Genomic DNA, 20,393 nt, shown 5'->3' with positions numbered 1-20,393 from the left:
GATGAATTCCCCGAAAGAGTTACATGGACTTGAGCTTCGGCGTGACCTTGCGCCCGAAGAGCCTGGAGATCAGCGGTTCGCTGTGCGCCGTGCTGCGTCCTGCGCGCACTTCCCCCTCGACGAGTTGTTTCGCGCAACCCTGCAATGCACGCGCGACCGCGGTGCCGCGCGCGAGCCGCGATACCGGATGCCCCTGGTTGATCGCCTCGAGCACGGTTTCGGCATCGTCGGGAATCGTGCACGCGGCATGCAGGCCGAGCACTTCCTCGAGCGCGGTGCGGGTCCGGTCGCTCGCGCGCGTTGCGCGGTTCACGATCAGACGCAGCCGGTCGGTCGAATAACCGAGCGACACGAGGATCTCCAGCAGCCGGCGCCCCGCGCGCACGTGCGGCATCGCGGGCTGCAGCACGATCTGGATCTGGTCGCTGCGATCCAGCGCGACCATCGACAGCGGATTGATGCCGACACCGACGTCGAAGATCACGAAGTCGTAGCGCGGCGCGGCGACGCCGAGGATCCATTCGAGCGCGTCCTCGCGCATCTCGGCGGCCTTCACGGGATCGCCGGCGCCCGCGAGCACGTGGAAGTTCTCCGTCACGTGCGCGACGCTCGCGTCGAGAAACGCGCTGTCGAGCCGCTCGATCTGCGCGCAAAGCTGCGGCAGCGTCGACGGCGGGGCTTCGTCGCTGACGAGGAACGCCGCGTCGGCGAACTGCTGGTTCAGGTCGATCAGCAGCACACGGCGCTTGAAGCCCTCGGCGATCTCGAACGCGACGTTACTGGCGACGAAGCTCGTGCCGGTCCCGCCCTTGCACGATATGAACGACACGATCCGCGTGTCGTCGGTGTCGCTCCGCGTGCTTTGCATGGCGGCACGCTCGAGCGCGTTGCCGAGCGCCTGCCGATCGAGCGGCCACTGCAGCACGTCGCGCGCGCCCGCGCGCATCGCGTCCAACAGCACGTTAGGCGATGCGTCCGCGGTCACGAGGATGCAGGTCAGGCCCGCGTGAGCGCGGCAGATCCGCTCGATCGCCGACAGCTCGGACGGGTCGAACGACGTGCCGTCGACCAGCAGGATGTCGAACGCGTCGAGCCCGTCGGTGCGATGCTCGATCTGCGACGGGCGGCCGGTTGCGCGTGTCGCGCGATAGCGTCCGCAGTCGGCCACGAGGCGCGCAATCTGCGTGAGCCGCGCGGTGTCGTCGGAAGCTACGAGGATGTTGATCATGTTGTGTACCTCGTCTGTTCGATTAATTGCAAGCGTTGCCGCCAGTCGCGGAGTTCAGGCTTTCGCGCGGCAGCGTCGTCGTGAACGGCGGCATCTTGACCGTGACGTTCACGAAAGGGATCATCGTCTTCACCGTGACGTTCGTGACGCTCACGGTCACGAACGAGCAGGTGGTCACGTCGCAGCTCGCCGGCGAGTAGTTCACCGAAACGTTCGCGGTCGACAACAGCGGCAGCAGCGCCGTCACGCGCTTCGCGACGCCTGCGGCATTCACGTCGCAGACCACCGCCGTGCGCGCGCCGAGGCGCACGGCCTCGCTCGCGGTATTCCAGTAGAACAGCACGCGGCCGAATTCGAAGATGCCAATCAGCAGCATGATCAGCACCGACGCGATGAGCCCGAACTCGACCATCGTCGAGCCTCGCTGGCCGCGCCGGCGCGACAGGGGGAAAGGGCGCGCGCTCATGACACTTGCCTCATCACGGTGATGATGTTGCCGAAGGTGATCGACATCAGCCCCGGATACGCGGGGATCGGCTGGTACGTGTAGCCCTTGACCTTCACTTCAACGACGTTGATCGCACCTGTCGCCGTGCCGCTCGCCGCGTTGTTGTTCGCGTCGTAGGTCGGCAGGTTCGAGAATTGCGACGGGTCAGACGCGTCGCCGCAGCCGGTCGTGTGCGACGCATCGCAGATGGTCACCATCGACGTGGTGAGCCCCGGCACCAGCTCGGTGCCGGCCGACCCGCAGGTCGTGCTGCCGTACACGACGAGACACTGCGCCGCCGACACCGGATACGCGCTGTCGGTCGGCAGCCAGATCGACAGGTAGCGCGCGGCGTCGCGCGTCGCCTTGGTCAACGTCTCGTACTGGTAGATCGCGCGGCCGAACTCGGCCACGCCGGTCGCGAGCACGATCATCGGCATCAGCACGAGCGCGAATTCGACGGCAGCTGCGCCACGGGTGCGCGAACGGCGAAACGGGGACCTTTTCATGATCGCCTCTCCCTATTGAACGAGCATCGGCACCTGGATCCCGGACGCGCTGCCGTCGCCGGGCAACCCGTGCGTCGCGCACGGGTTGTTGCCGGACACCGACGAGCCGAGGTATTCGAGGTGGGCTATGACACTGCCGCTGCCGGCGCTGAACGGCAACGGATCGAGCATCAGCACGCAATCCCATTGCGTGACGTGCACCTTGCCGCTGGCGCCGCTCAGCGCCGAGCAGTCGCCCTCCGGCGCGAGCGCGACACGGCGGTCGCCGCCAAAGGTCTGGTAGTTGCTCGCCGTCGTGGTGCCGTTGGTAGCGATCCCGCTGCCTGCCGGCGGCGGGCCGTCGCCCTGGTAGGACTTGAAGGTCGCGCGGTCGGTCACGAACTGCGTGTACGCGTCGCCCTTGATGCCCGCCGTCCCGGGCGGCCCGTAGTTCGGGCCGACGTACGCGTAGCCGGTGAAGTCGGGTTGCCCGCTCGAGCCGTTCGCGCCGTTCGTATAGATGCCGAAGCGCGTATTCCAGGCGCGCAGCGACGCCGATTTCAGGCCGGTGCTGCCGAGGTCCGGCGGGCTCTTGATATTGCAGGTGTTGCCCGACAGCTCGCTCGCGATGGTCGTTTCGTTCGTCGAGCCGTCGAGCGCCGCCCAGCCGAAGTTGCCGGGCCCGTAAGTCGAACCGGACGGCGACGTGATCCAGTCGCCGACGTTGTAGGGCGGCGCGCCCGTCGCGCGGCACACGAACACCGGGATCGCGCACGTTGTCTGCCCGCCGCCGACCGTCGCGATCGCGCTCGCCGACACTGTGGCCGCGTTCGCGAGCTGCGTGCCCGGCAGCACGTTCAGCACCTCGATGAACCAGTGCGCGATGTTGCTCAACGTCGCGGTGCACTGCACGTACTTGATGTTCGCCGGCGTCGTGACCGAGTTCTTCGGCAGGAACGGATTGGACAGCGAGTCGCTGAACGTGACGTTCGAATTCGTCACCATCTGCACCGACTGGTTCTGGAAGAACACGAAATTCAGGTGGCCGGCGGCGATCCCGTCGGCCTCGGCCACCGACAGGCTGATGGCCGAAGTCAGGTCACGCGCAGCCGACAGCGCGCACGCATCGGCGCTGTTCTGCAGTTCGCTGCGCGTGACGTACAGCTTGCCGAGGTCCAACGCGAGGCCGACGAACCCGATCATCACCGCCAGTGCGAGACCGACGATGATCGCGACGGCGCCGCGCTGGCGATGGAGGCCGCGACGCGTGACTTTCGGATAACGAGCTGCGCTGGACATGGCGTTCTCCCTGAGCGTGCTGTCGTTATTGCGCGGACTTGCCGATGCCGATGACGAACGCATTGGTCGGCGGCTGGACCTGCTTGAACGACTTGTCGTAGTTGTCGAGCGCGGCCGCGGCAGCGCCGCCGTCGACGCCCGCCGCCGACGCCGATGCCGCGTGTTCGGCGGCATGCGGGTCGATGATCTGGGCCTGCATCACGGAGCGGACCGAGTCGCCAAAGCGGCTGTCCCACACCGGGGTCGACGACATGCAGCCGGCAAGCGCGAACGCGAGCGGTGCGGCGAGCGCCGCGCGGCGCACGAATACGAGGTAGGCGGATTTCATGGAGCTTCCCCTTGGATGGCTTCAACGATCGCTGGACTTGGGTTCCGAGCGCGCGACCTGCGCCCGGGCAACCGCGGGCACCCGCTGCTTCGGTCGCGCCGCCGGCTGGGCCGACGTGTCGGGGCCGGCCGCGGCGAGGCGTGCGGCGGCGGCTTCGATACGCGCGACGCGGGCCGCGTTTGCCGCATTTGCCGCATTTGCCGCATTTGCCGTGTCGGGCTGCGGCGCGGTGGCCACCACCGGCGCGGGTGTCTTCTGCGGCTCGGCCGACACCGGCGGTTGTGCGTCCGTGCCTTGCGGTGCGCGGGGCGCGGGCAGCGCGGCGGCCGCGGCGGCGGGCGCTTCCGATTGCGGCGCCGGTGCCGGTGCCGGTACCGGCGCCTGGGCCGGTGCCTGCGGTGCCGCCGCTGCGCCGTTCATCGGTTGTGCGCCCGGCTTGCGGACCCCGCGGCGGCCTTCCATGTTGCCCGTCGCATACACGTCGGCTTCGTTCGGCTTCGAGAAGCTGTCGGTCGGCAGCGGCACATCCGCGGTCTGCAGCGGCTTCACGAGGTGCGGCGTGATCAGGAAGATCAGCTCGGTGCGGTCCTGCTGGAACGACGTGCTGCGGAACAGCGCGCCGAGCACCGGCACTTCACCCACACCCGGGATTGCCTTCAGCGCGCCGCTCGCGTTGTCCTTGATCAGCCCGCCGATCGCGAACGATTCGCCGTCGCTCATCTGGACCGTCGTCGACGCACGCCGCGTCGTGATCAGCGGCAGGATCGACGTGCCGCCGATGTTGGACGCGCTCAGCGTGACGCCCGTCTGCGACAGCTCCGACACTTCCGGTGCGACCTTCAGGCTGATCCGGCCGTTCGACAGCACCGTCGGCGTGAACTTCAGCGCGACGCCGAACTCCTCTTCCTGCAGCGTGATCGTCGAGATGCCGTTGCCGCTGCTTTGCGGGATCGGGATGAAGATCTTGCCGCCGGCGAGGAACGTCGCTTCCTGGCCGCTGATCGTCACGAGATTCGGCTCCGCGAGAATCTTGACGAGGTTGTCGGTATTCTGCGCATCGGCCGCGATGTTGAACGGCTTGTTGTTCGCCTTGCTGAAGGCGACCGCGCTCGAGACGCCCGCGAGCAGGCTGCTGACCAGCGCGCCGCTCCACGAGCCGAACCCGCCCTGGATGTTGAGCGCGCTGCCCATCTGGTTGATCAGCGTCTTCGACACCTCGGCGACCTTCACCTCGAGCATCACCTGCTGCGGCGACGTGACGCTCAGCATGTTCAGCACGCCGCCGCCCGGCTTGCCGCCCGCGGCGGGGTCGCCGCCGCTGTCGCCGTATGCGCGTGCGATCTGCATGGCCTGCTGCGCGGCCTGCGAGTTCGACACGCTGCCCGCCAGCACGATCGTGCCGGCGGCGGTCGACACGTGGATGTCGCGTTCTGCCGGCAGCAGTTGCTGCAGCGATGCCTGCAGGCCGCCGGCGTCCGCGCCGACCGCGACGTCGATCACGCGGCACGCGCCGCTCTTGCCCTGCACGATCATGTTGGTCGTGCCGACCGACAGCCCGAGGATGTACAGCGTCTGCGGCGACACCATCGTCGCCTGCGCGACGGCCGGGTTGCCGATCGTCCGATTACGGACCGGCTCCGGCATCGGCACCAGCAGCGACTTGCCGAGCGGCACGCTGACGCTGGTCGACTCGCGCACGGCGCCGATGCAGTTCGGCCCGCGCAGCGGCCCCGCCGCAGCGGCGGCCGCGGCGACAGGCGCCGGAGCCATGCTGATGGTCATCTGCACGGGCCCCTTGCCGACCGCGGCCGGCGCGCTGGCGCCGCCCTTCGTCAGCACGCCCGCCTCGATACCTTCCTGGGCCAGTGCGCCATAAACGGTCAGCCATCCTGAACAGAGGATCGCGGCCATCATCGTGCCCCGTGCGACGCGCGTCCGCAGTGGGCCGGTACCTGTACGTTGCGGTTTGAGCTTCATTTTGTCTGATCCCCCGAGAGACCGGCGCCGTGCCGGTTGTCGACTTCCGAGGCCGCCGTACCCTGCCGGCGGCCGATCTGTTTATCTGGCTGTGTTGATCTGCTTCAGAAACATTCCACGCTGCCCTTCACGCCCGCCAGCACGCCGACGCAGTCGCGCCGCGCTGCCGCGTGCGACGCGACGTGCACGCGCACCGTCCGCACCTGTGCGGGAGCGGGAAGCGGCGGCAAATCGGGTACGGGCGGCTTGCCGAGCAGCGTCATCTTGGTCGCGCCATCCGTGTTCAGCGTCTTCTGGTCGACCTGGTTGCGCAGCACGAGCGACAGCGTGCCGACGCTGCGCGCGAGGTCGAGCCGTTCGGCCTGATCGGGCGTGACTTCCAGCGTGACCGCGTTGACGACCTTCGGTGCGGTGTCGTCGCGGCTGACCTGCTGCGCGACGGCGAGCACGAGGATGTGCTCGAGCACGATCTTGGAGATGCTCTGGCCGTCGGTCTTGCCCTGCTGCTCCTGCGTGTTGACGATCACGTCGACGTAGGTGCCCGGCAGCGCGAAGCCCGCGACGCCGACCACGTCGTTCACTCGCACCGTGATCGCGCGGCTGCCGTCGGCGATCACCGCGGACAGCCCGCCCTTCGTGCCGAGCGGCGCCAACTTCGACTCGATCACCGGCTCGCCGCGCGCCAGGCTGGTGCGCACGACGCGCCCTTCGAGGGTTTTCGTATCGGTGAACGCGCCGGTCGGCACGCTGCCCGACGGCCAGCTCACCATGTGGATCTGGTTCTGCCCGAGCGGCTCGCCCAGGTTCAGATCGGCGGCCGCCACCGCGACGGGCGTGACCGAGCTCGTGGATGTCTGCACCAGCCAGTGGGACGCGAACACGACCGCGGCAAGACCCGCGACCATCGCGACGGCCAGCATCATGAGCGCTCGACTGTTTTTCATGGCAATGCTCCTCGACGATTCGTGAAAAAAACGGCTCAACCGGTGATGTACGTACGTCCGCCTCGCTCGACGGGCGGCGTATGGTTGCCGTCCCGTTCGGGCGCCGCGCCGAAATAACTCGCCCACGCGTCGTACAGCGCGTCGTGCGTCACCTCGGGCGGATCGCCGCGGTAACGCGCGCCGGCGGCGACAAGGCGCAGAAGATCCGCCGGAAAGCACGCGAGAAACGCCTTGCCGGTCGGCAGGTGCAGCCGATGCAGCAGGAACTCGAATGCATCGCTCGCCGATACGAGACCGAGCGATGCGCAGGCCGCGTCGTACACCGCGCGGTAGTGGTCGATCGACAGCGCGCCGACGTGAAGCTTCGAGCCGAGGCGGCGCAGGAACGCGTCGTCGCAGAACTGCTCCGGCGCGAGGTTGCTCGAGAACACCGGCCACACGTCGAACGGCAGCACGAAGCGGTTGCCGGATTCGAGCGTCAGGAAATCGACACCGCGATCGAGCGGGCGCAGCCAGCGATTGAGCAGGTCGCGCGGCTCGACGCGCTGGCGGCCGAGATCGTCGACGATGTACATGCCCATGTTCGCCTTCATGTGCGGCGGCGCCTGGTAGAAGCCGGCCGCCTCGTCGCGGCGCAGGTCGAGCTCGTCGAGCGTCAGTTCGCCGCCGGACAGCACGACCGGCCGCTTGCACAGGCGCCAGCGGCGATCGACCGACTGGCCGCCCGATTGCGGTTCCGCGTCGACATGCACGAGCGGGTCGTAGACCTGGATCACTTCACCGGCCGCGCAGATCGCGTGCGGCACCGGCACGCGGCCGTGCATCAGCGAGCCGAGCCGCTCGGCGAGGAAGGTCTTGCCGCTGCCGGCCGGGCCGTAGATCAGCAGCGGACGGCCGGCGTTCAGCGCCGCGGCCGCCGCGTCGATGACCGACGTGTCGATCACGATGCCTTCGAACGCGGCCCACACGTCGCCCTGGTCGATGTGCAGCTTGCGCACCGAATGCGCGCTCACGGATTCGAGATACGCGGCGAGCGTGACCGGCGCGGGCCCGCTGTAGCCGCTGCGTGCGCGTTCCTCGAGCGCGAGCACGCGGCCCGCGTCGGTCAGGCGGAACGTCACGTCGAGATCGGTCGCGCCGCGATGGGTGAGCTCGACGAGATGCTCGCGCACCAGGAACGCGAAGACGTCGTCGAGCACCGCGAGCGGCAGGCAGTGCCGCTCGACCAGGTCGCCGTACGACGGGCGGCCGAGCATCAGCGTCGACTTCAGCACGAGCCCGGCGACGAACGTCGTGCTCAGCCCGGTTTCGCCGAGCGAGCGCGGCGCCGCCGGCAACTGCGCGCCCAGCTTCGTATTGGCCTCCCGCGACGGCAACGGATCGGGCAGTTTGGATACCTGCGCGTCGCGTCTCGGTTCGGTGTGATTCGTGTTCATGGTCGTTCCGTCCTCGTTGCGGGTTCGTCGCGCTATGCGCACGACGCGAACAGCATGCCCAGCGTGCCGGCCGCGATCGCGACGCCGTACGGCAGCGTGCCGACCGATGCGATTTCCGCGGGGCTGTCGGCTGCCCCTGCGCGCGCCCCTTGCGAACGATGCGCGAGCAGCGCGCCGACGTTCGCCCACATCTGGCGCATCCGCCCGCGCAGCAGCGCGAACGCGATGGCGCCGATCCCGCCGGCCACGAAGGTGGCCAGCACGATGTAAAACGTCATTTCCGCGCCGACCCATGAGCCGATCGCGAGCATCAGCTTCACGTCGCCGGCCGCCATCCCGCGCAGCAGGTAGAGCGGCAGCAGCAGGCCGAAGCCGGTCGCGGCGCCCGCAAGCCATCCGAGTGCGCCTGCCAGGACGCCGTGCAGCATGCACTGGGCCACCAGCGCACCGGCGAGCCCGGCCGCGACGAGGCGGTTCGGAATACGGCGGGCCGCGATGTCCGTGCTGGCCGCCGCGACCGCGAGCAGCGTCACGCACAACGGAACCGGGTAAGGCGGCGCAACAGGTAACATGGCGAACCTCGCGTAGCGAATCGATGGATCAGGAAACCATGGCCAGCGCGGTGGTCACTGCAGCCGTCACGGCTGTTGCGATCCCCGCGTACATATCGGCCAGCGAGTCTTTCAGCGTGACGACGCTGCCGAGCACCGCGACGGCGAACATCGCCCCGAGCAACGCATACTCGATCGACGCGACGCCTTGCTCGTCATCGATCCAACGTCGACATGCGACACGCACCCTCGCTTGCATGATGGTCTCCGGTTCCGGTTGATCGGATCACAGGGGACGGCTCGAACACTGCACCGGCCGAGCCGTCCACGCGCTCTGCTTCTCGATGACATCAAACCGCAGCGGTCAGATCGGCAGCAATCGTCGTGAACACATCCTTGAGTTCCGTGCCGACCGCCGTCACTGCCACGATGATGCCCACCGCGATCAATGCGGCGATCAGGCCGTATTCGATGGCCGTTACACCGTCTTCATCGCGAACGAAGCGGCTGACTTGTTGAATGAGCTTGGACATGATGATCTCCTTACGTGGTGACTTTCAAAGCCCTCGCGTACCGGCGGGATCGATCGATCTGGCTTCGATACGTCAAGGAAGTTGCTAATGCCGTGTGGTGGCGACAAACGATCCGGATGAGCCGTTCGCCGTACCGTCCATCAGATGGCTGTTACTGCCGAGTCCAGAGTCGCGGCGACCGTGCTGAACACAGTCGACAGATCCGTACCGATCGTCGTCAACGCGACGACGATACCGAGCGCGATCAACGCGGCGATCAGGCCGTATTCAATGGCCGTCACGCCGCTCTGGTCCAGCGTGAACCAGGCGATCTTTTCGATGACTCTTACCATGAGCATTCTCCATTCGGACTGCTATTAAATTCCCTTCGTCGCTCGAGACGTCGGGGACGGGCACCACCGGCACTACAAGAAAATCGAAACGTGACGCTCAGCTGCGGGGACAGGGATGCACACACCTGTCCGTGCGAACGGATTTCCGTGAGGGGGAACGCGAAAGATGCGCGTCCGATTCGACGAGCCGGATAAACCGGGCTGGACGATCGACCTGAACGGCGTGGCTGCCGTTCGACGCACGGAGTTCGATTGAACGGGAGCAAAACTCCCGGCGATGCTGAAAATCGCTTTTGCCGCGGCTCGCGGGCCGCGATGTGCTCTGCTGTTTCATTTTTATTCCCCGACTGCTGCGATACCGATTTCTTTTTGCCCTGACGATCCCGGGTCTCGTTGGCCGATCGACGAAAGTTCTCGCGGTTCGTTGACCTGGAGCTGCGTGTTCCCCGTCGCGCTCCGGCCTTCTTTTCCGCAGATGATTCCGAAGCTGGTTCCGTCTGTCTGTTCCTGGAATCGCCCGGTCGTCACGTCGCCGACTGCCGTGCCAACGCTTACGCAAAGAGCAGGCCATCCCGAGCGAAATCCAGGCGCATCAAGGGTTCCGGCGATCGCCGGGTTTCCGTGCCAATGGCGCGACGGCCGAAATGTTTCAACTTTGATATATGCATTCCCGCGAGCGGGGTACGCCGGAACGCTCGCCGTCGCGCTGCACAAAGGATCCAAAAAATTTTCTCGGGATTTTCCCGGACGCGGGCATCCGGTTGCGTTTCACGGCACGGGCAGGATGCGACATCGCTCGAAAACGCGGAATGTTTCAAGCCAGAAACATAAATCCGGCCCGGGTCGTTTTCTCGTGCCTGAAAACGCGGTTTTCACACCTGTCACCGATTAATCGGGATCCCGGCTTTCGGTGCGTGGTTTGCAACACGCGATTTTTTCTTCAACAATGCATTCACCGGACAACGCCGTTCAGAGCGATTCGATCCGGCGGCACGACAACGTGAAACGGCTGCGACAGACCAAGCAGCCTCCACCACATACGGGGCATCATGTACACAGCCAATCGTGGAACGCGCGATCGCGCAATACGCTGTGCTCAATGGCTGACAGCTGACCGGATCGTTCCGTACAGCTGCATCATGCTGATGCTCTTCGTCGCGCTGCTGGCCATCTGGGGCGTCGTGACGGACGGCTTCACGTCGAATTCCAGCGCCCGCCCGGGCATCGACTTCTCGGTCTTCTGGACCGCATCGCATCTCGTGTTGCAAGGCCATGCCGCAGCGGCCTACGACACCACGTCATTCCTGCAGGCCGAGGCCGCGCACTTCGGTGCGTATCTGCAGCACCGGCCGCTTCCCTGGCTCTATCCGCCGACGATGTTGCTGTTCATCGCGCCGGTTGCCCTTGTGCCTTTCCTGCCCGCATATTTCCTCTTTTTCGCGGGCAGTCTTTTATGCTACGCGTTCGCCGTCTCGCGGTTGTCGGGATTGCGCGCGCATCTTCCGCACCCGCGCGCCGCGGCGCTCGTCGTGGTCGCGTATTCGGCGGTGTGCATGTCCGCGCTGTTCGGCCAGAACAGCATCCTGACCGCCGGCCTCGCCGCGCTCGCGCTGCATCTGCTCGGCAAGCGCCCGGTTGCGGCCGGCGTGCTGATCGGGCTGCTCGCGATCAAGCCGCAACTGGCCGTCGTGTTCCCGTTCGTGCTGATCGCGGCGCGGGCATGGCGCACGTTTGCGGCGGCGGCGATCAGCGCGACGCTGTTCGCGGCGGCCGGCATCGCGCTGGCCGGCCCCGGCGCGCTGCACGGGTTGAGCCACGCGATGCAGACGGTACGCGACCAGCATTTCATGCTCGCATCGTACTGGCTCGCGTCGCCGACGCCGTTCGCCGCGCTGCGGCTCGCGGGCGCGCCGGTGGCGGCTGCGCTGGCCGCGCAAGCGGCGGTCGCGCTGCTGGCGATCGCCGCGGCCGTCGACGTGTGGCGCCGCACGCGCGACATGCGCCTGCGCGGCGCGGTGCTGGCCGTCGCCACGCTGCTGACGACGCCATATCTGTGGCATTACGAGCTGACCTGGCTCGGCATCGCGATCTTCTGCCTGATCGCGCACGGCCTCGATGAAGGCTGGCTGCCCGGCGACCAGGGCATCCTCGTGCTTGCGTGGCTGCTGCCGATCTTCGAGCTGTTCAACCGGCTGATGAAGCTGCCGCAGATCGGGTCGGTCGTGCTGCTCGCGGTGCTGTTCGTCGTCGTGCGCCGCACGGCACTCACGTCACGGAGCATGCAATGAAAGCGCCTTCGTTCGCTCGCCACGCGCATTCCGCCGTCGATCTGCATCCGGAACTCCCGATCGCGGGCCCGCGCCGCTATCCGCACTGGCTCAATCGCGAGCGCGTGCGCCTCTATGCGGCCGCCGCGCTGCTGACGGAACTGCTGTTCATCGTCATCTACGTGACCCGCGTGTTCCTGTCGCACAAAGGTGCACTGGAACAGCTGTCGCAGGATTTCTCGCCGATCTGGAGCGCCGCATGGCTCGCCGCACACGGGCATGGCGCCGACGCATGGCATTTCCCCGCGCTGTTCGCGATCCAGAAGCTCGCGATCCCGACGATAAGCATCGCGGACGGCACGCTGCCGTGGCTCTATCCGCCCACCACGCTGCTGTTCGTGGCGCCGCTCGGCTGGCTGCCGTACATGGTCGCGCTGGTGCTGTGCCTCGGCGTCACCTACGCGTTGTTCGCCGCGACGATCCGCGCGACCGTGCAGCGCGATGCCGCATGGCTGTGCGCGCTCGCGTTCCCCGGCGCGTTTCTCACCGTGATCGTCGGTCAGACCAGCCTCCTTACCGCGACACTCGCCGGCGTCGGCCTGCTCGCGTTGAACCGCCGCCCCGTATGCGCGGGGATCTGCTTCGGCTTGCTGACGATGAAGCCGCAACTCGCGGTGCTGTTCCCGCTCGCGCTGCTGTGCGCGGGCCAGTGGCGCGCGCTGGCCGCATGGGCCGCGACGATCGCCGGCAGCGCCGCGCTCGCGACGCTCGCGTTCGGTGTCGGCCCGTGGGTCACGTTCGTGCATGTGATCGGCAACGTCTACGCGATCGTCGGCGCCGGTCACGCCAAGCTCGCGCGCATGCCGACCGTGTTCGCACTCGCGACCATGGCCGGCTGGCCCGCGATCGTCGCGCGCGGCCTTCAGCTGCTGTCTGCCGCGGCCGCCGCGGTCGCCGTCGTCTACGCGTGGCGCGGCGCGTGTTCCTACGCGCTGCGCGCCGCGACCCTCGCATGCGCATGCCTGCTGGTCAGCCCTTATCTGTACGACTACGACCTGACCTGGTACGGCATCGTGATCGCGTGGTACGCGCGTTATGCGTGGACGCACGGCTGGCGGCGCTTCGATCGCGAATGGCTGATGCTGCTGTGGACGATGCCGCTCGCGGGCCTCGCGGTCGTCTCGCATCTGTCGTTCCAGTTCATGCCGCTCGTGACGCTGGCATCGCTCGCGCTGCTCGTCAGCCGGATCGCGCAGGAAAGACACGACGTGCCGTCGATGCCCGACGCGCGCGACGACTCGACCGAGACCGGCTTCGCACATCCGGTCCGACCGCACCACCGCCCGGCGCACGGAATGCGCCGCACCGGCCGCCCGACGCTCGGCGCAGGCCGGTGAAGCGACATCACAAGGGGAATCATCATGCGGGAACCACTCTACACGCCGCTCGTTTCGCTGGTCGTGCCGTTCTATAACGAAGGCGAGGCCGTCGAGCGCTTCTTCGACGTCGTGATTCCGCTGCTGACGGCCATCGACGCGATCCGCTTCGAGATCGTCTGCGTGAACGACGGCAGCCGCGACGACACGCTCGAACGCCTGATCCGGATCAGCACCGGCGAGCGGCGCGTGCGCGTGATCGATCTGACCCGCAACTTCGGCAAGGAAGCGGCGCTGACGGCCGGCCTCGACGAAGCCGCCGGCGACGCGGTGATCCCGCTCGACGCCGACCTGCAGGATCCGCCGAGCCTGATTCCGGTGATGATCGAACACTGGCGCGCCGGCGCGGAAGTCGTGGCGGCGAAGCGCAGCAACCGCGCGTGCGATTCGTTCGCGAAGCGCACCGCGGCCGCGATCTACTACCGCGTGCACAACCTGCTGTCGGACGTGAAGCTGCCGGAGAACGTCGGCGATTTCCGGCTGATGGACCGCAAGGTCGTGAACGCGCTGCGCAACCTGCCCGAGCGGCATCGCTTCATGAAGGGGCTGTTCGCGTGGGTCGGCTTCAAGACCGTGATCGTCGAATACCAGCGCGACCCGCGCAGTGCCGGGCACTCGAAGTTCTCCGGCTGGAAGCTGTGGAATTTCGCGCTGGAAGGGATCACCAGCTTCAGCACGGTGCCGCTGCGCAGCTGGACCTACATCGGTGTCGGCATCGCCGCGCTCGCGTTCCTGTACGGCTCGTTCATCATCTTCCGCACGCTGCTGTTCGGCAATCCGGTGCTCGGTTACGCGTCGCTGATCTCGGTCACGCTGTTCATCGGCGGCATCGAACTGATCGGGATCGGTGTCGTCGGCGAATACATCGGGCGGATCTACGACGAGTCGAAACAACGGCCCGTCTACCTGATCCGCCGCCGCTACCAGGCACACGGCAAGGTGATCGAACTTCCGGTCGCGCGCGATGCGCGCCGCCAGATCGCACGCCGGCGCGTGCAGCCGAACCGTGCGCGGATCGACGTACGCTGAACGCGCGCAGACGGCCATGATCGACCTGCTCCATGCCGAGCGCACGAGGCTCGTGCGCTTCGGTTTGTCCGGGCTTGGTTCGACCGCGATCCATACGCTGGTCGCGTCCGCGCTGTTCGCGCTGTTCGATGCGACGCTGGTCGCCGCGAACGCGGCCGCATTCCTGTGCGCAACGGCGTTCTCGTATCTCGCGAATACGCTGTGGAGCTTCTCGTCGACGGTACGCACGCGCAACGCGCTGCGTTTTCTCGTCGTCACGCTGGCCGGCTTCGTCGAAACGCTGCTGCTCGCGCGTGCCGCCGAAATGCTCGACGTGTCGCGCGCGATGAGCATCGTCGCGATCGCACTGCTGATCCCGCCGACGACGTTCGTGCTGCATCGGCTCTGGACCTACCGGTAAGCGCGCGATCGCCTGCCGCCCGGCCGCCGCCTACCTGCCGCGAATCACTCCTTTCCGCTCCCGAATCGTCATGCCGCCACGGCGACGGTCGCTCGCGATCGCGCCGGCTATCCACCCCTTTCTCCGGTCAAAAATAATCGGCAAATCGATTAACAGATTCAATTTTCTTCTATTTATGTAACGCATCGATCCGATTGAATCCGATTTTCAAATTAATCCACGATAATCATTTTTATAACCCTGTTTACTCTTACAGCTTCCAGAATTAACCGAACGGGATAATCTGCATTCGCCATCGCACCCGCACGTGCCAGACATCGCACAAAGCCTTACAGCGCAAGGCGGTGGCGGATGCACGAAGCAATTCGCGCAACGATGATTCCCATTACTTCAAACGGGAGCTTCTATGTCACGCGTTACCGATGTGCTCGTCTCGATCGATACCGAAACCATTCTCAAAAATTATCCGAATCCCAGCAGGAATCCGAAAAACCCGACGCTGATCGACTGGAAGCACGTGTACATGGTCACCAACCAGGACAACGTGGTTTCCGGGCAGGCGGGCGGCGAACTCGACCTGAAGGCGCAGGTCGGCGACCTGATCCGCTGGCGCGAAACGAGCCTGTCGCTGGGCTTCGAGAAACAGGTGGTCTTCTACGGCTTCATCGCCAACCAGGGCAAGGACCTGATTTCGACGCCCACGCCGCGCAAGGCCACCGCATCGGTTCCGATTCCGAACCCGAGCTCGCCGTCGACGCCGACCTGCCAGAAGATCGACAACTACTACTGGTCGTCGGAAACGCTGTCGGAAGGGCGCGTCACCTACCACTTCTACTTCCAGATCATCGACCGCAACTGCCAGTCGCTGGGCTGCTATCAGTGGGATCCGTTCATCTCGATCCACAACTGATCGCGGCAGGCGGGCGGCCGCGCGGTGGTCGCCCGCGTCATTCCCTTGTTGCGGAGGAAGCGCTCATGTCTGGTCTTCGTTGCGATGTGCTCGCGATCGTCGACGCCGTCACGCTGCTGTCGACCTACCCCGATGCGAGCCGGAACGCCGACGCGCCGACCGTGATCGACGGCCGGCACATCTATGTGGTGAGCCCCGGCGGCGACGGGCAGCTCGGCCACAACGACAGCCGGCTCTTCGCCGGCCTGTCGCCGGGCGACCAGCTTCGCCTGCGCGAAACCGCGCTCGCGCTGCGCGCCGAGGTGAGCGTGCTGTTCATCCGGTTCGCATTGAAGGACGCCGGCATCGTCGCGCCGATCGAACCGGAAGTGCGCGACGCCGCGACGCCGGTGCCGGATGCCGACGACCTGCTTCATCCGCCGTGCCGGCCGATGAAAGACCACTACTGGCGCAGCGACGTGCTGGCCGCGGGCACCACCACGTGCACGGCCGACTTCGCCGTGCTCGATCGCGATGGTGCCGTGTCGGGCTATTTCCGCTGGGAAACGACGGTCGAGATCGCCGGCAGCCGGCCGAATACGAAACAGCCCGGTTTCCAGCCGTCGTCGGACCGCGACGGCAACTTCAACCTGCCGCCGAATACCGATTTCAAGGCGATCTTCTACGCGAATGCCGCCGACCGGCAGGACCTGAAGCTGTTCATCGACGATGCGCCCGAGCCGGCCGCGTCGTTCGCCGGCAACGGCAACGACGGCGTCAGGCAGTTCACGCTGAACTCGAAAGGCGGCAAGATCCGGATCGACGCATCGGCCAACGGCAGGAAGTCCGCGACCGATGCGCGCCTCGCGCCGCTGTCCGCGGGCGATCAAGTGTGGCTCGGCTGGCTCGGCGCCGAGGACGGCGCCGACCGCGACTACAACGACGGGATCGTCATTCTTCAGTGGCCGATCACCTGAGCGGCGCCGCGTTCGCACGCGCGCCGTACCGCGCTCAGGTGCGCGGCCAGCCGTCGCCAACGGCACCGATGAGCTTCGCGTCGCCGCGCAGCGACACCTGGTGCGCGAGCATCGAATTCATGCTGAATCTCGTACGCGCTTCCCGCACACGCACGGTAGTCACGATCGCATCCTCACGCCCGTTGCTCCAGCTCCGCCGCGTCCGCGTTGTCGCGAGCCCGCCGGACCGGCAGCCGCACGCAGAACGTCGTGCCGCGCCCGGGTTCGCTCGTCACGTCGATTGTGCCGCGATGGCGCTCGACGATGCCGTGCGATACCGACAAGCCAAGCCCGGTTCCCTGCCCGACCGGTTTCGTCGTGAAGAACGGATCGAAGATCCGCCGGACGACATCGGGCGTCATGCCCGTTCCGGTGTCGCTGATCGCGATCGACACCTGCTCGCCATCGCTCGACGTGCGGATCGTGATCACGCCGCGCTCGGGAATCGCCTGCGCCGCGTTGACCAGCAGGTTCATGAACACCTGGTTCAACTGCGACGGCAGGCATTCGACCTGCGGCAGGTCGCCGTAATCGCGCACGATGTCGGCCTTGTATTTCAGTTCGTTATGGACGACGTTGAGCGTGCTCTCGAGGCCCGCATGGAGATCGACCACGCTCCACTCGTCGCTGACCGGGCGCGAGAAATCGCGCAGGTCCTGCACGATGCGCCGCACCCGCACCGCGCCATCGATCGATTCGTCGATCAGCGTCAAGATCTCGTCGCGGACGTAGTCCAGATCCGCGGCGCGGCCCATCGCCGTCAGCGCATCGCGCGCGGCCGGGTCGAGCTGCGGCAGCGCCGCTTCATGCGCCGCGACCACATCGAGCAGGCTTCGCACCCATGTCCTCAACGTATTGAGGTTCGCACTGACGAAGCCGATCGGATTGTTGATCTCGTGCGCGACGCCCGCCGCGAGCTGGCCGATCGACGCGAGCTTTTCCGACTGCAGCAACTGCACGTGGGTTTCCTCGAGCACATGCAGAAGGCGCCGCTGCTCTTCCTTCTCCTGTTCGAGCCGTGCCTGAGCGGCCTTGCGCTCGTCGATCTCGGTCGCCATGTTCTCGCGCGTGCGCTGCAGCATCTCCGTCGTCTGCTCGTAGCGGTGCAACGCACGTTCGAGTTCCGCGGTGCGCATTCGCACGAGCCGCTCGAGCGTGTCGGCCATCCCGCGCAGAAAGGTTGTGCGCGCATCGAAGCGGCTGAGCAGCAGCGTGACGATCAGCGTCGCCATCGTAAACAGCGCGACGGTCGTCGCGAGCCACGGCGCGTCGATCCCGTTCGCGGTGCCGCATCGCGCGTCCGACGCGAAATGGGCCGCCGCCATCCCCGTATAGTGCATGCCGGTAATGGCGATGCCCATGATGAAGGCCGCGCCGACGCGTTGCGCGGTCGCATGACGCGCCTGCCGCACGCGCAGCGCCTGCGCGATCCATAGCGCGGCAGTCGACGCGATCACCGCAATGCCGATCGACGCGGCGAACAGTGCGGGATCGTAGCGAATGCCGGGCTGCATGTGCATCGCGGCCATCCCCGTGTAATGCATGCCGGCAATCCCGCCGCCCATCAGCGTACCGCCCGCGAACAGCCGCCGCCAGCCCAGCCGTGCTCGCGTGACGACGTTCAGCGCGAAATACGACACGAGCACGGCGATCGCCAGCGACGCGCCGGTATCCGGCAGTGCATAACCGAGCGGGATCGGCAGTGAAAACGCGAGCATGCCGACGAAATGCATCGACCAGATCCCGGTTCCCATCGCGGCCGCGCCGCCGCTCAGCCACGCACGCTTGAGCTTCGGGTTGTCGAGCAGCGAAATGAACGCGGCCAGGTCGAGCGTCGTATAGGACGCCAGCGTCGCGATGGCGAGCGACAGCAGGACGAGCGGGATGTCATAGGTGCCGTGCATGATCGAGCGCCCCGATCGATGTGAATGCATTGTCGCCGCATGCGGCCGAGCGCGCGCGGCGGCCATCAGGCCATGTGTTCTTCGTCAGCCGGGAGGCGCACCCGCGTTGTGCGCCGGCATCGATGCGGCCGCACCGGCCAGAACGAGGATGTCGAACGGCGTCCCTTCCCGCGTCTCGAAACGGCGCACGAGCTCGATCTGGTGCGCCGACATCACGCTGCCCTTCGTCATCAACAGCACGCCGCGATGCGTGCGCAGATCGTCGGCGAGCTGCATCCCTTCGCGCAGCTGCGCGGACTTGATCTCCGTGACGGACGCCGCGATACCGAGACTCGCCGGGTCACGCATCAGCTCGATGCAACGTTCGACGATCTGCGGGTCGTATCGCACGCTGGCCTGAGAGCGCAACGCATCGAGCGCCTGTTCGACCGAATGCGGCACACCGATTTCGCCGTTGCGCAGCCCTTCGAAATCGCGTGCGATCGCAACGATCCGCGAGCCGAGCGGAATCGCGTCGCCGGTCAGCCCGTCCGGCGTGCCGCGTCCGTTGAAGCGCTCGTACTGGTGCAGCACGATCGACGCGACCTTGTGCAATTGCGCGACCGGCGTCAGCACCATCTGCGCGCGCAGCGGATGCTGCTGGAACAGCCGGTGTTCGTCCGTCGTCATTCGCGCCAGCGGCTTGTGCAGCAATTCGTCGGGCAGCGACAACTTGCCGATGCCGTGCAGCAGCCCAGCAAAATAAACGTCCTGCGCGTGCAGTTCGCTCATCCCCGACGCCAGCGCGAGCCGGCGCGCGATCTCACCCACGCGCATCGCGTGTCCGCCGGCGGTCCCGCAACGCAGCTCGATCATGCTCGCGCAGACCTGGACCATTGCCGTGAAACTGCTTTTCAGGTCGCGTTGCGCCGCTTCGAGGAACATCACGGTCTGGCCGAGTTCCTCGGTGCGTGCACGCACCTGCGTTTCGAGTTCCGTGTTGAAACGGCGCAGCGCCTCGTTCTGCGCCTCCGTCAGCGCGGTCAGCCGGGCCGCTTCGTGGCGCAAGCGCCGCTGCTCCAGCGCCTGTTCGATGGTCATCAGCAGATCGTGATCGTCCCACGGCTTGTTCAGGTAGCGATACACGCCGCCTTCGTTGACGGCCTGCACGACCGATGCGATATCCGCATAGCCGGTCAGCAGGATACGCATCGTGTCCGGAAACAGCGCCCGCGCGCGGGCCAGAAATTCCGCACCGCTCATGCGCGGCATCCGCATGTCGGACACGATCAGGTCGACCTCGGTCGACGCCAGTATCTCGAGCGCGGCCTCGCCGCTGTCGGCGGTCAGGATGTCGTAGCCCGCGGGCCGGAACACGCGCTTGAGCGCCGATAGCACGTTCGGCTCGTCGTCGACCAGCAGGATCGACGGTGCGCGACACGCGTCGTCGGATGCCGTTGCCGCTTCGGGCGTTTCAGGCAATGCCTCGTTCGGCCCGTTTGTTGCGAATGTCGTCATAATTGCCCCGGATCGATTATTCACACCATATCTCTCTGCAACATCGGCTTGTACGGCGCTTTCCTATATCGGGGGAAACGCTAATACGTCCTTTCGCGAACGCGAATGAAGAACGTCAAAAACATGAGTCGGTTGCACAGCTGCCGTCGAGACCCATTCCGGTTCTTGCCAACCATGCGTTTCGCGCATGGTCAACGTAACACGCCGGCGCACCATCGCACTGCGGTGGGCGAACCATCGCCGCCATTTACGCGTCGTCGCTGCGGTGTTATAACGCGGTGTCGGAAAAGGCAGACTTGGTTTGGTAAGCCCAAGTCCTTTCGTTGGCGAAAGCTCTGGTCTTTGCCCCGTG

21 protein-coding genes are annotated in these 20,393 nt (G+C 66.4%); 6 read left to right on the top strand and 15 right to left on the bottom strand.

All coding sequences use genetic code 11. The features are described from left to right. Positions 1–19: 19 nt before the first annotated feature. The 12 genes from FPJ27_RS01145 to FPJ27_RS01090 form a co-directional block, all read right to left on the bottom strand. Positions 20–1,228, bottom strand: a complete 1,209-nt coding sequence (locus tag FPJ27_RS01145; RefSeq protein ID WP_204421105.1) for an AAA family ATPase — start codon at positions 1,226–1,228, stop codon at positions 20–22. Positions 1,229–1,250: 22 nt separating this feature from the next. Then, the gene (locus FPJ27_RS01140) at positions 1,251–1,694 is read right to left on the bottom strand and encodes a TadE family protein (RefSeq protein ID WP_174417063.1); all 444 of its coding nucleotides are present in this window, start codon (positions 1,692–1,694) and stop codon (positions 1,251–1,253) included. Further along, a complete protein-coding gene (locus tag FPJ27_RS01135; protein WP_204421104.1) occupies positions 1,691–2,224 on the bottom strand; it encodes a TadE/TadG family type IV pilus assembly protein in 534 nt (177 codons plus the stop codon). The genes FPJ27_RS01140 and FPJ27_RS01135 overlap by 4 nt, the downstream gene beginning before the upstream one ends. 12 nt (positions 2,225–2,236) lie before the next feature. Next, positions 2,237–3,502, bottom strand: a complete 1,266-nt coding sequence (locus tag FPJ27_RS01130; protein WP_204421103.1) for a TadE/TadG family type IV pilus assembly protein — start codon at positions 3,500–3,502, stop codon at positions 2,237–2,239. A gap of 25 nt (positions 3,503–3,527) precedes the next feature. Continuing rightward, a complete protein-coding gene (locus FPJ27_RS01125; protein WP_204421102.1) occupies positions 3,528–3,830 on the bottom strand; it encodes a hypothetical protein in 303 nt (100 codons plus the stop codon). Between the two features lie 21 nt (positions 3,831–3,851). Then, a complete protein-coding gene (locus FPJ27_RS01120; RefSeq protein WP_204421101.1) occupies positions 3,852–5,807 on the bottom strand; it encodes a type II and III secretion system protein family protein in 1,956 nt (651 codons plus the stop codon). A 104-nt stretch (positions 5,808–5,911) separates the two neighbouring features. After that, the gene (cpaB, locus tag FPJ27_RS01115) at positions 5,912–6,751 is read right to left on the bottom strand and encodes a Flp pilus assembly protein CpaB (RefSeq protein ID WP_204421100.1); all 840 of its coding nucleotides are present in this window, start codon (positions 6,749–6,751) and stop codon (positions 5,912–5,914) included. Positions 6,752–6,786: 35 nt separating this feature from the next. Then, positions 6,787–8,187, bottom strand: a complete 1,401-nt coding sequence (locus FPJ27_RS01110) for an ATP-binding protein (protein ID WP_204421099.1) — start codon at positions 8,185–8,187, stop codon at positions 6,787–6,789. A 32-nt stretch (positions 8,188–8,219) separates the two neighbouring features. Continuing rightward, the gene (locus FPJ27_RS01105; RefSeq protein ID WP_204421098.1) at positions 8,220–8,759 is read right to left on the bottom strand and encodes a prepilin peptidase; all 540 of its coding nucleotides are present in this window, start codon (positions 8,757–8,759) and stop codon (positions 8,220–8,222) included. Between the two features lie 28 nt (positions 8,760–8,787). Beyond that, positions 8,788–8,997: a Flp family type IVb pilin gene (locus FPJ27_RS01100; protein ID WP_152857962.1), complete on the bottom strand. Its 210-nt coding sequence runs from the start codon at positions 8,995–8,997 to the stop codon at positions 8,788–8,790. Between the two features lie 91 nt (positions 8,998–9,088). After that, positions 9,089–9,271: a Flp family type IVb pilin gene (locus tag FPJ27_RS01095; protein ID WP_152857964.1), complete on the bottom strand. Its 183-nt coding sequence runs from the start codon at positions 9,269–9,271 to the stop codon at positions 9,089–9,091. Between the two features lie 140 nt (positions 9,272–9,411). Next, complete coding sequence (locus FPJ27_RS01090; RefSeq protein WP_204421097.1) at positions 9,412–9,603, bottom strand: Flp family type IVb pilin; 192 nt, start codon at positions 9,601–9,603, stop codon at positions 9,412–9,414. Between the two features lie 1,049 nt (positions 9,604–10,652). On the opposite strand from FPJ27_RS01090, the gene FPJ27_RS01085 reads away from it, so the two are divergent. The 6 genes from FPJ27_RS01085 to FPJ27_RS36190 all read left to right on the top strand — a co-directional run bounded on the left by FPJ27_RS01085 (position 10,653) and on the right by FPJ27_RS36190 (position 16,601). Next, complete coding sequence (locus FPJ27_RS01085; protein ID WP_204421096.1) at positions 10,653–11,891, top strand: glycosyltransferase family 87 protein; 1,239 nt, start codon at positions 10,653–10,655, stop codon at positions 11,889–11,891. Next, positions 11,888–13,267: a glycosyltransferase family 87 protein gene (locus tag FPJ27_RS01080; protein WP_204421095.1), complete on the top strand. Its 1,380-nt coding sequence runs from the start codon at positions 11,888–11,890 to the stop codon at positions 13,265–13,267. The genes FPJ27_RS01085 and FPJ27_RS01080 overlap by 4 nt, the downstream gene beginning before the upstream one ends. A 24-nt stretch (positions 13,268–13,291) precedes the next feature. Next, entirely contained in the window at positions 13,292–14,335 is a 1,044-nt protein-coding gene (locus FPJ27_RS01075) for a glycosyltransferase family 2 protein (RefSeq protein WP_131945952.1), read from the top strand. A 16-nt stretch (positions 14,336–14,351) separates the two neighbouring features. Beyond that, entirely contained in the window at positions 14,352–14,735 is a 384-nt protein-coding gene (locus FPJ27_RS01070; RefSeq protein ID WP_204421094.1) for a GtrA family protein, read from the top strand. Between the two features lie 406 nt (positions 14,736–15,141). Then, a complete protein-coding gene (locus tag FPJ27_RS01065) occupies positions 15,142–15,645 on the top strand; it encodes an inclusion body family protein (RefSeq protein WP_204421093.1) in 504 nt (167 codons plus the stop codon). A gap of 65 nt (positions 15,646–15,710) precedes the next feature. Then, positions 15,711–16,601 (top strand): AidA/PixA family protein, encoded by an 891-nt coding sequence (locus tag FPJ27_RS36190; RefSeq protein WP_239483158.1) that lies wholly within the window; start codon positions 15,711–15,713, stop codon positions 16,599–16,601. Between the two features lie 34 nt (positions 16,602–16,635). On the opposite strand, the gene FPJ27_RS36760 is transcribed toward FPJ27_RS36190, so the two are convergent. The 3 genes from FPJ27_RS36760 to FPJ27_RS01045 form a co-directional block, all read right to left on the bottom strand. Further along, positions 16,636–16,764, bottom strand: coding sequence for a hypothetical protein (locus FPJ27_RS36760; protein ID WP_275557381.1), 129 nt, complete (start codon positions 16,762–16,764; stop codon positions 16,636–16,638). Positions 16,765–16,774: 10 nt separating this feature from the next. Beyond that, entirely contained in the window at positions 16,775–18,544 is a 1,770-nt protein-coding gene (locus tag FPJ27_RS01050; RefSeq protein ID WP_204421092.1) for a histidine kinase, read from the bottom strand. Between the two features lie 84 nt (positions 18,545–18,628). Beyond that, a complete protein-coding gene (locus FPJ27_RS01045) occupies positions 18,629–20,041 on the bottom strand; it encodes an HD domain-containing phosphohydrolase (protein ID WP_204421091.1) in 1,413 nt (470 codons plus the stop codon). Between the last annotated feature and the right edge of the window lie 352 nt (positions 20,042–20,393).

This window comes from Burkholderia sp. MS455 (assembly GCF_016899445.1).
Taxonomy (GTDB): domain Bacteria; phylum Pseudomonadota; class Gammaproteobacteria; order Burkholderiales; family Burkholderiaceae; genus Burkholderia; species Burkholderia pyrrocinia_C.
This window is presented reverse-complemented; position numbering and strand designations above follow the sequence as displayed.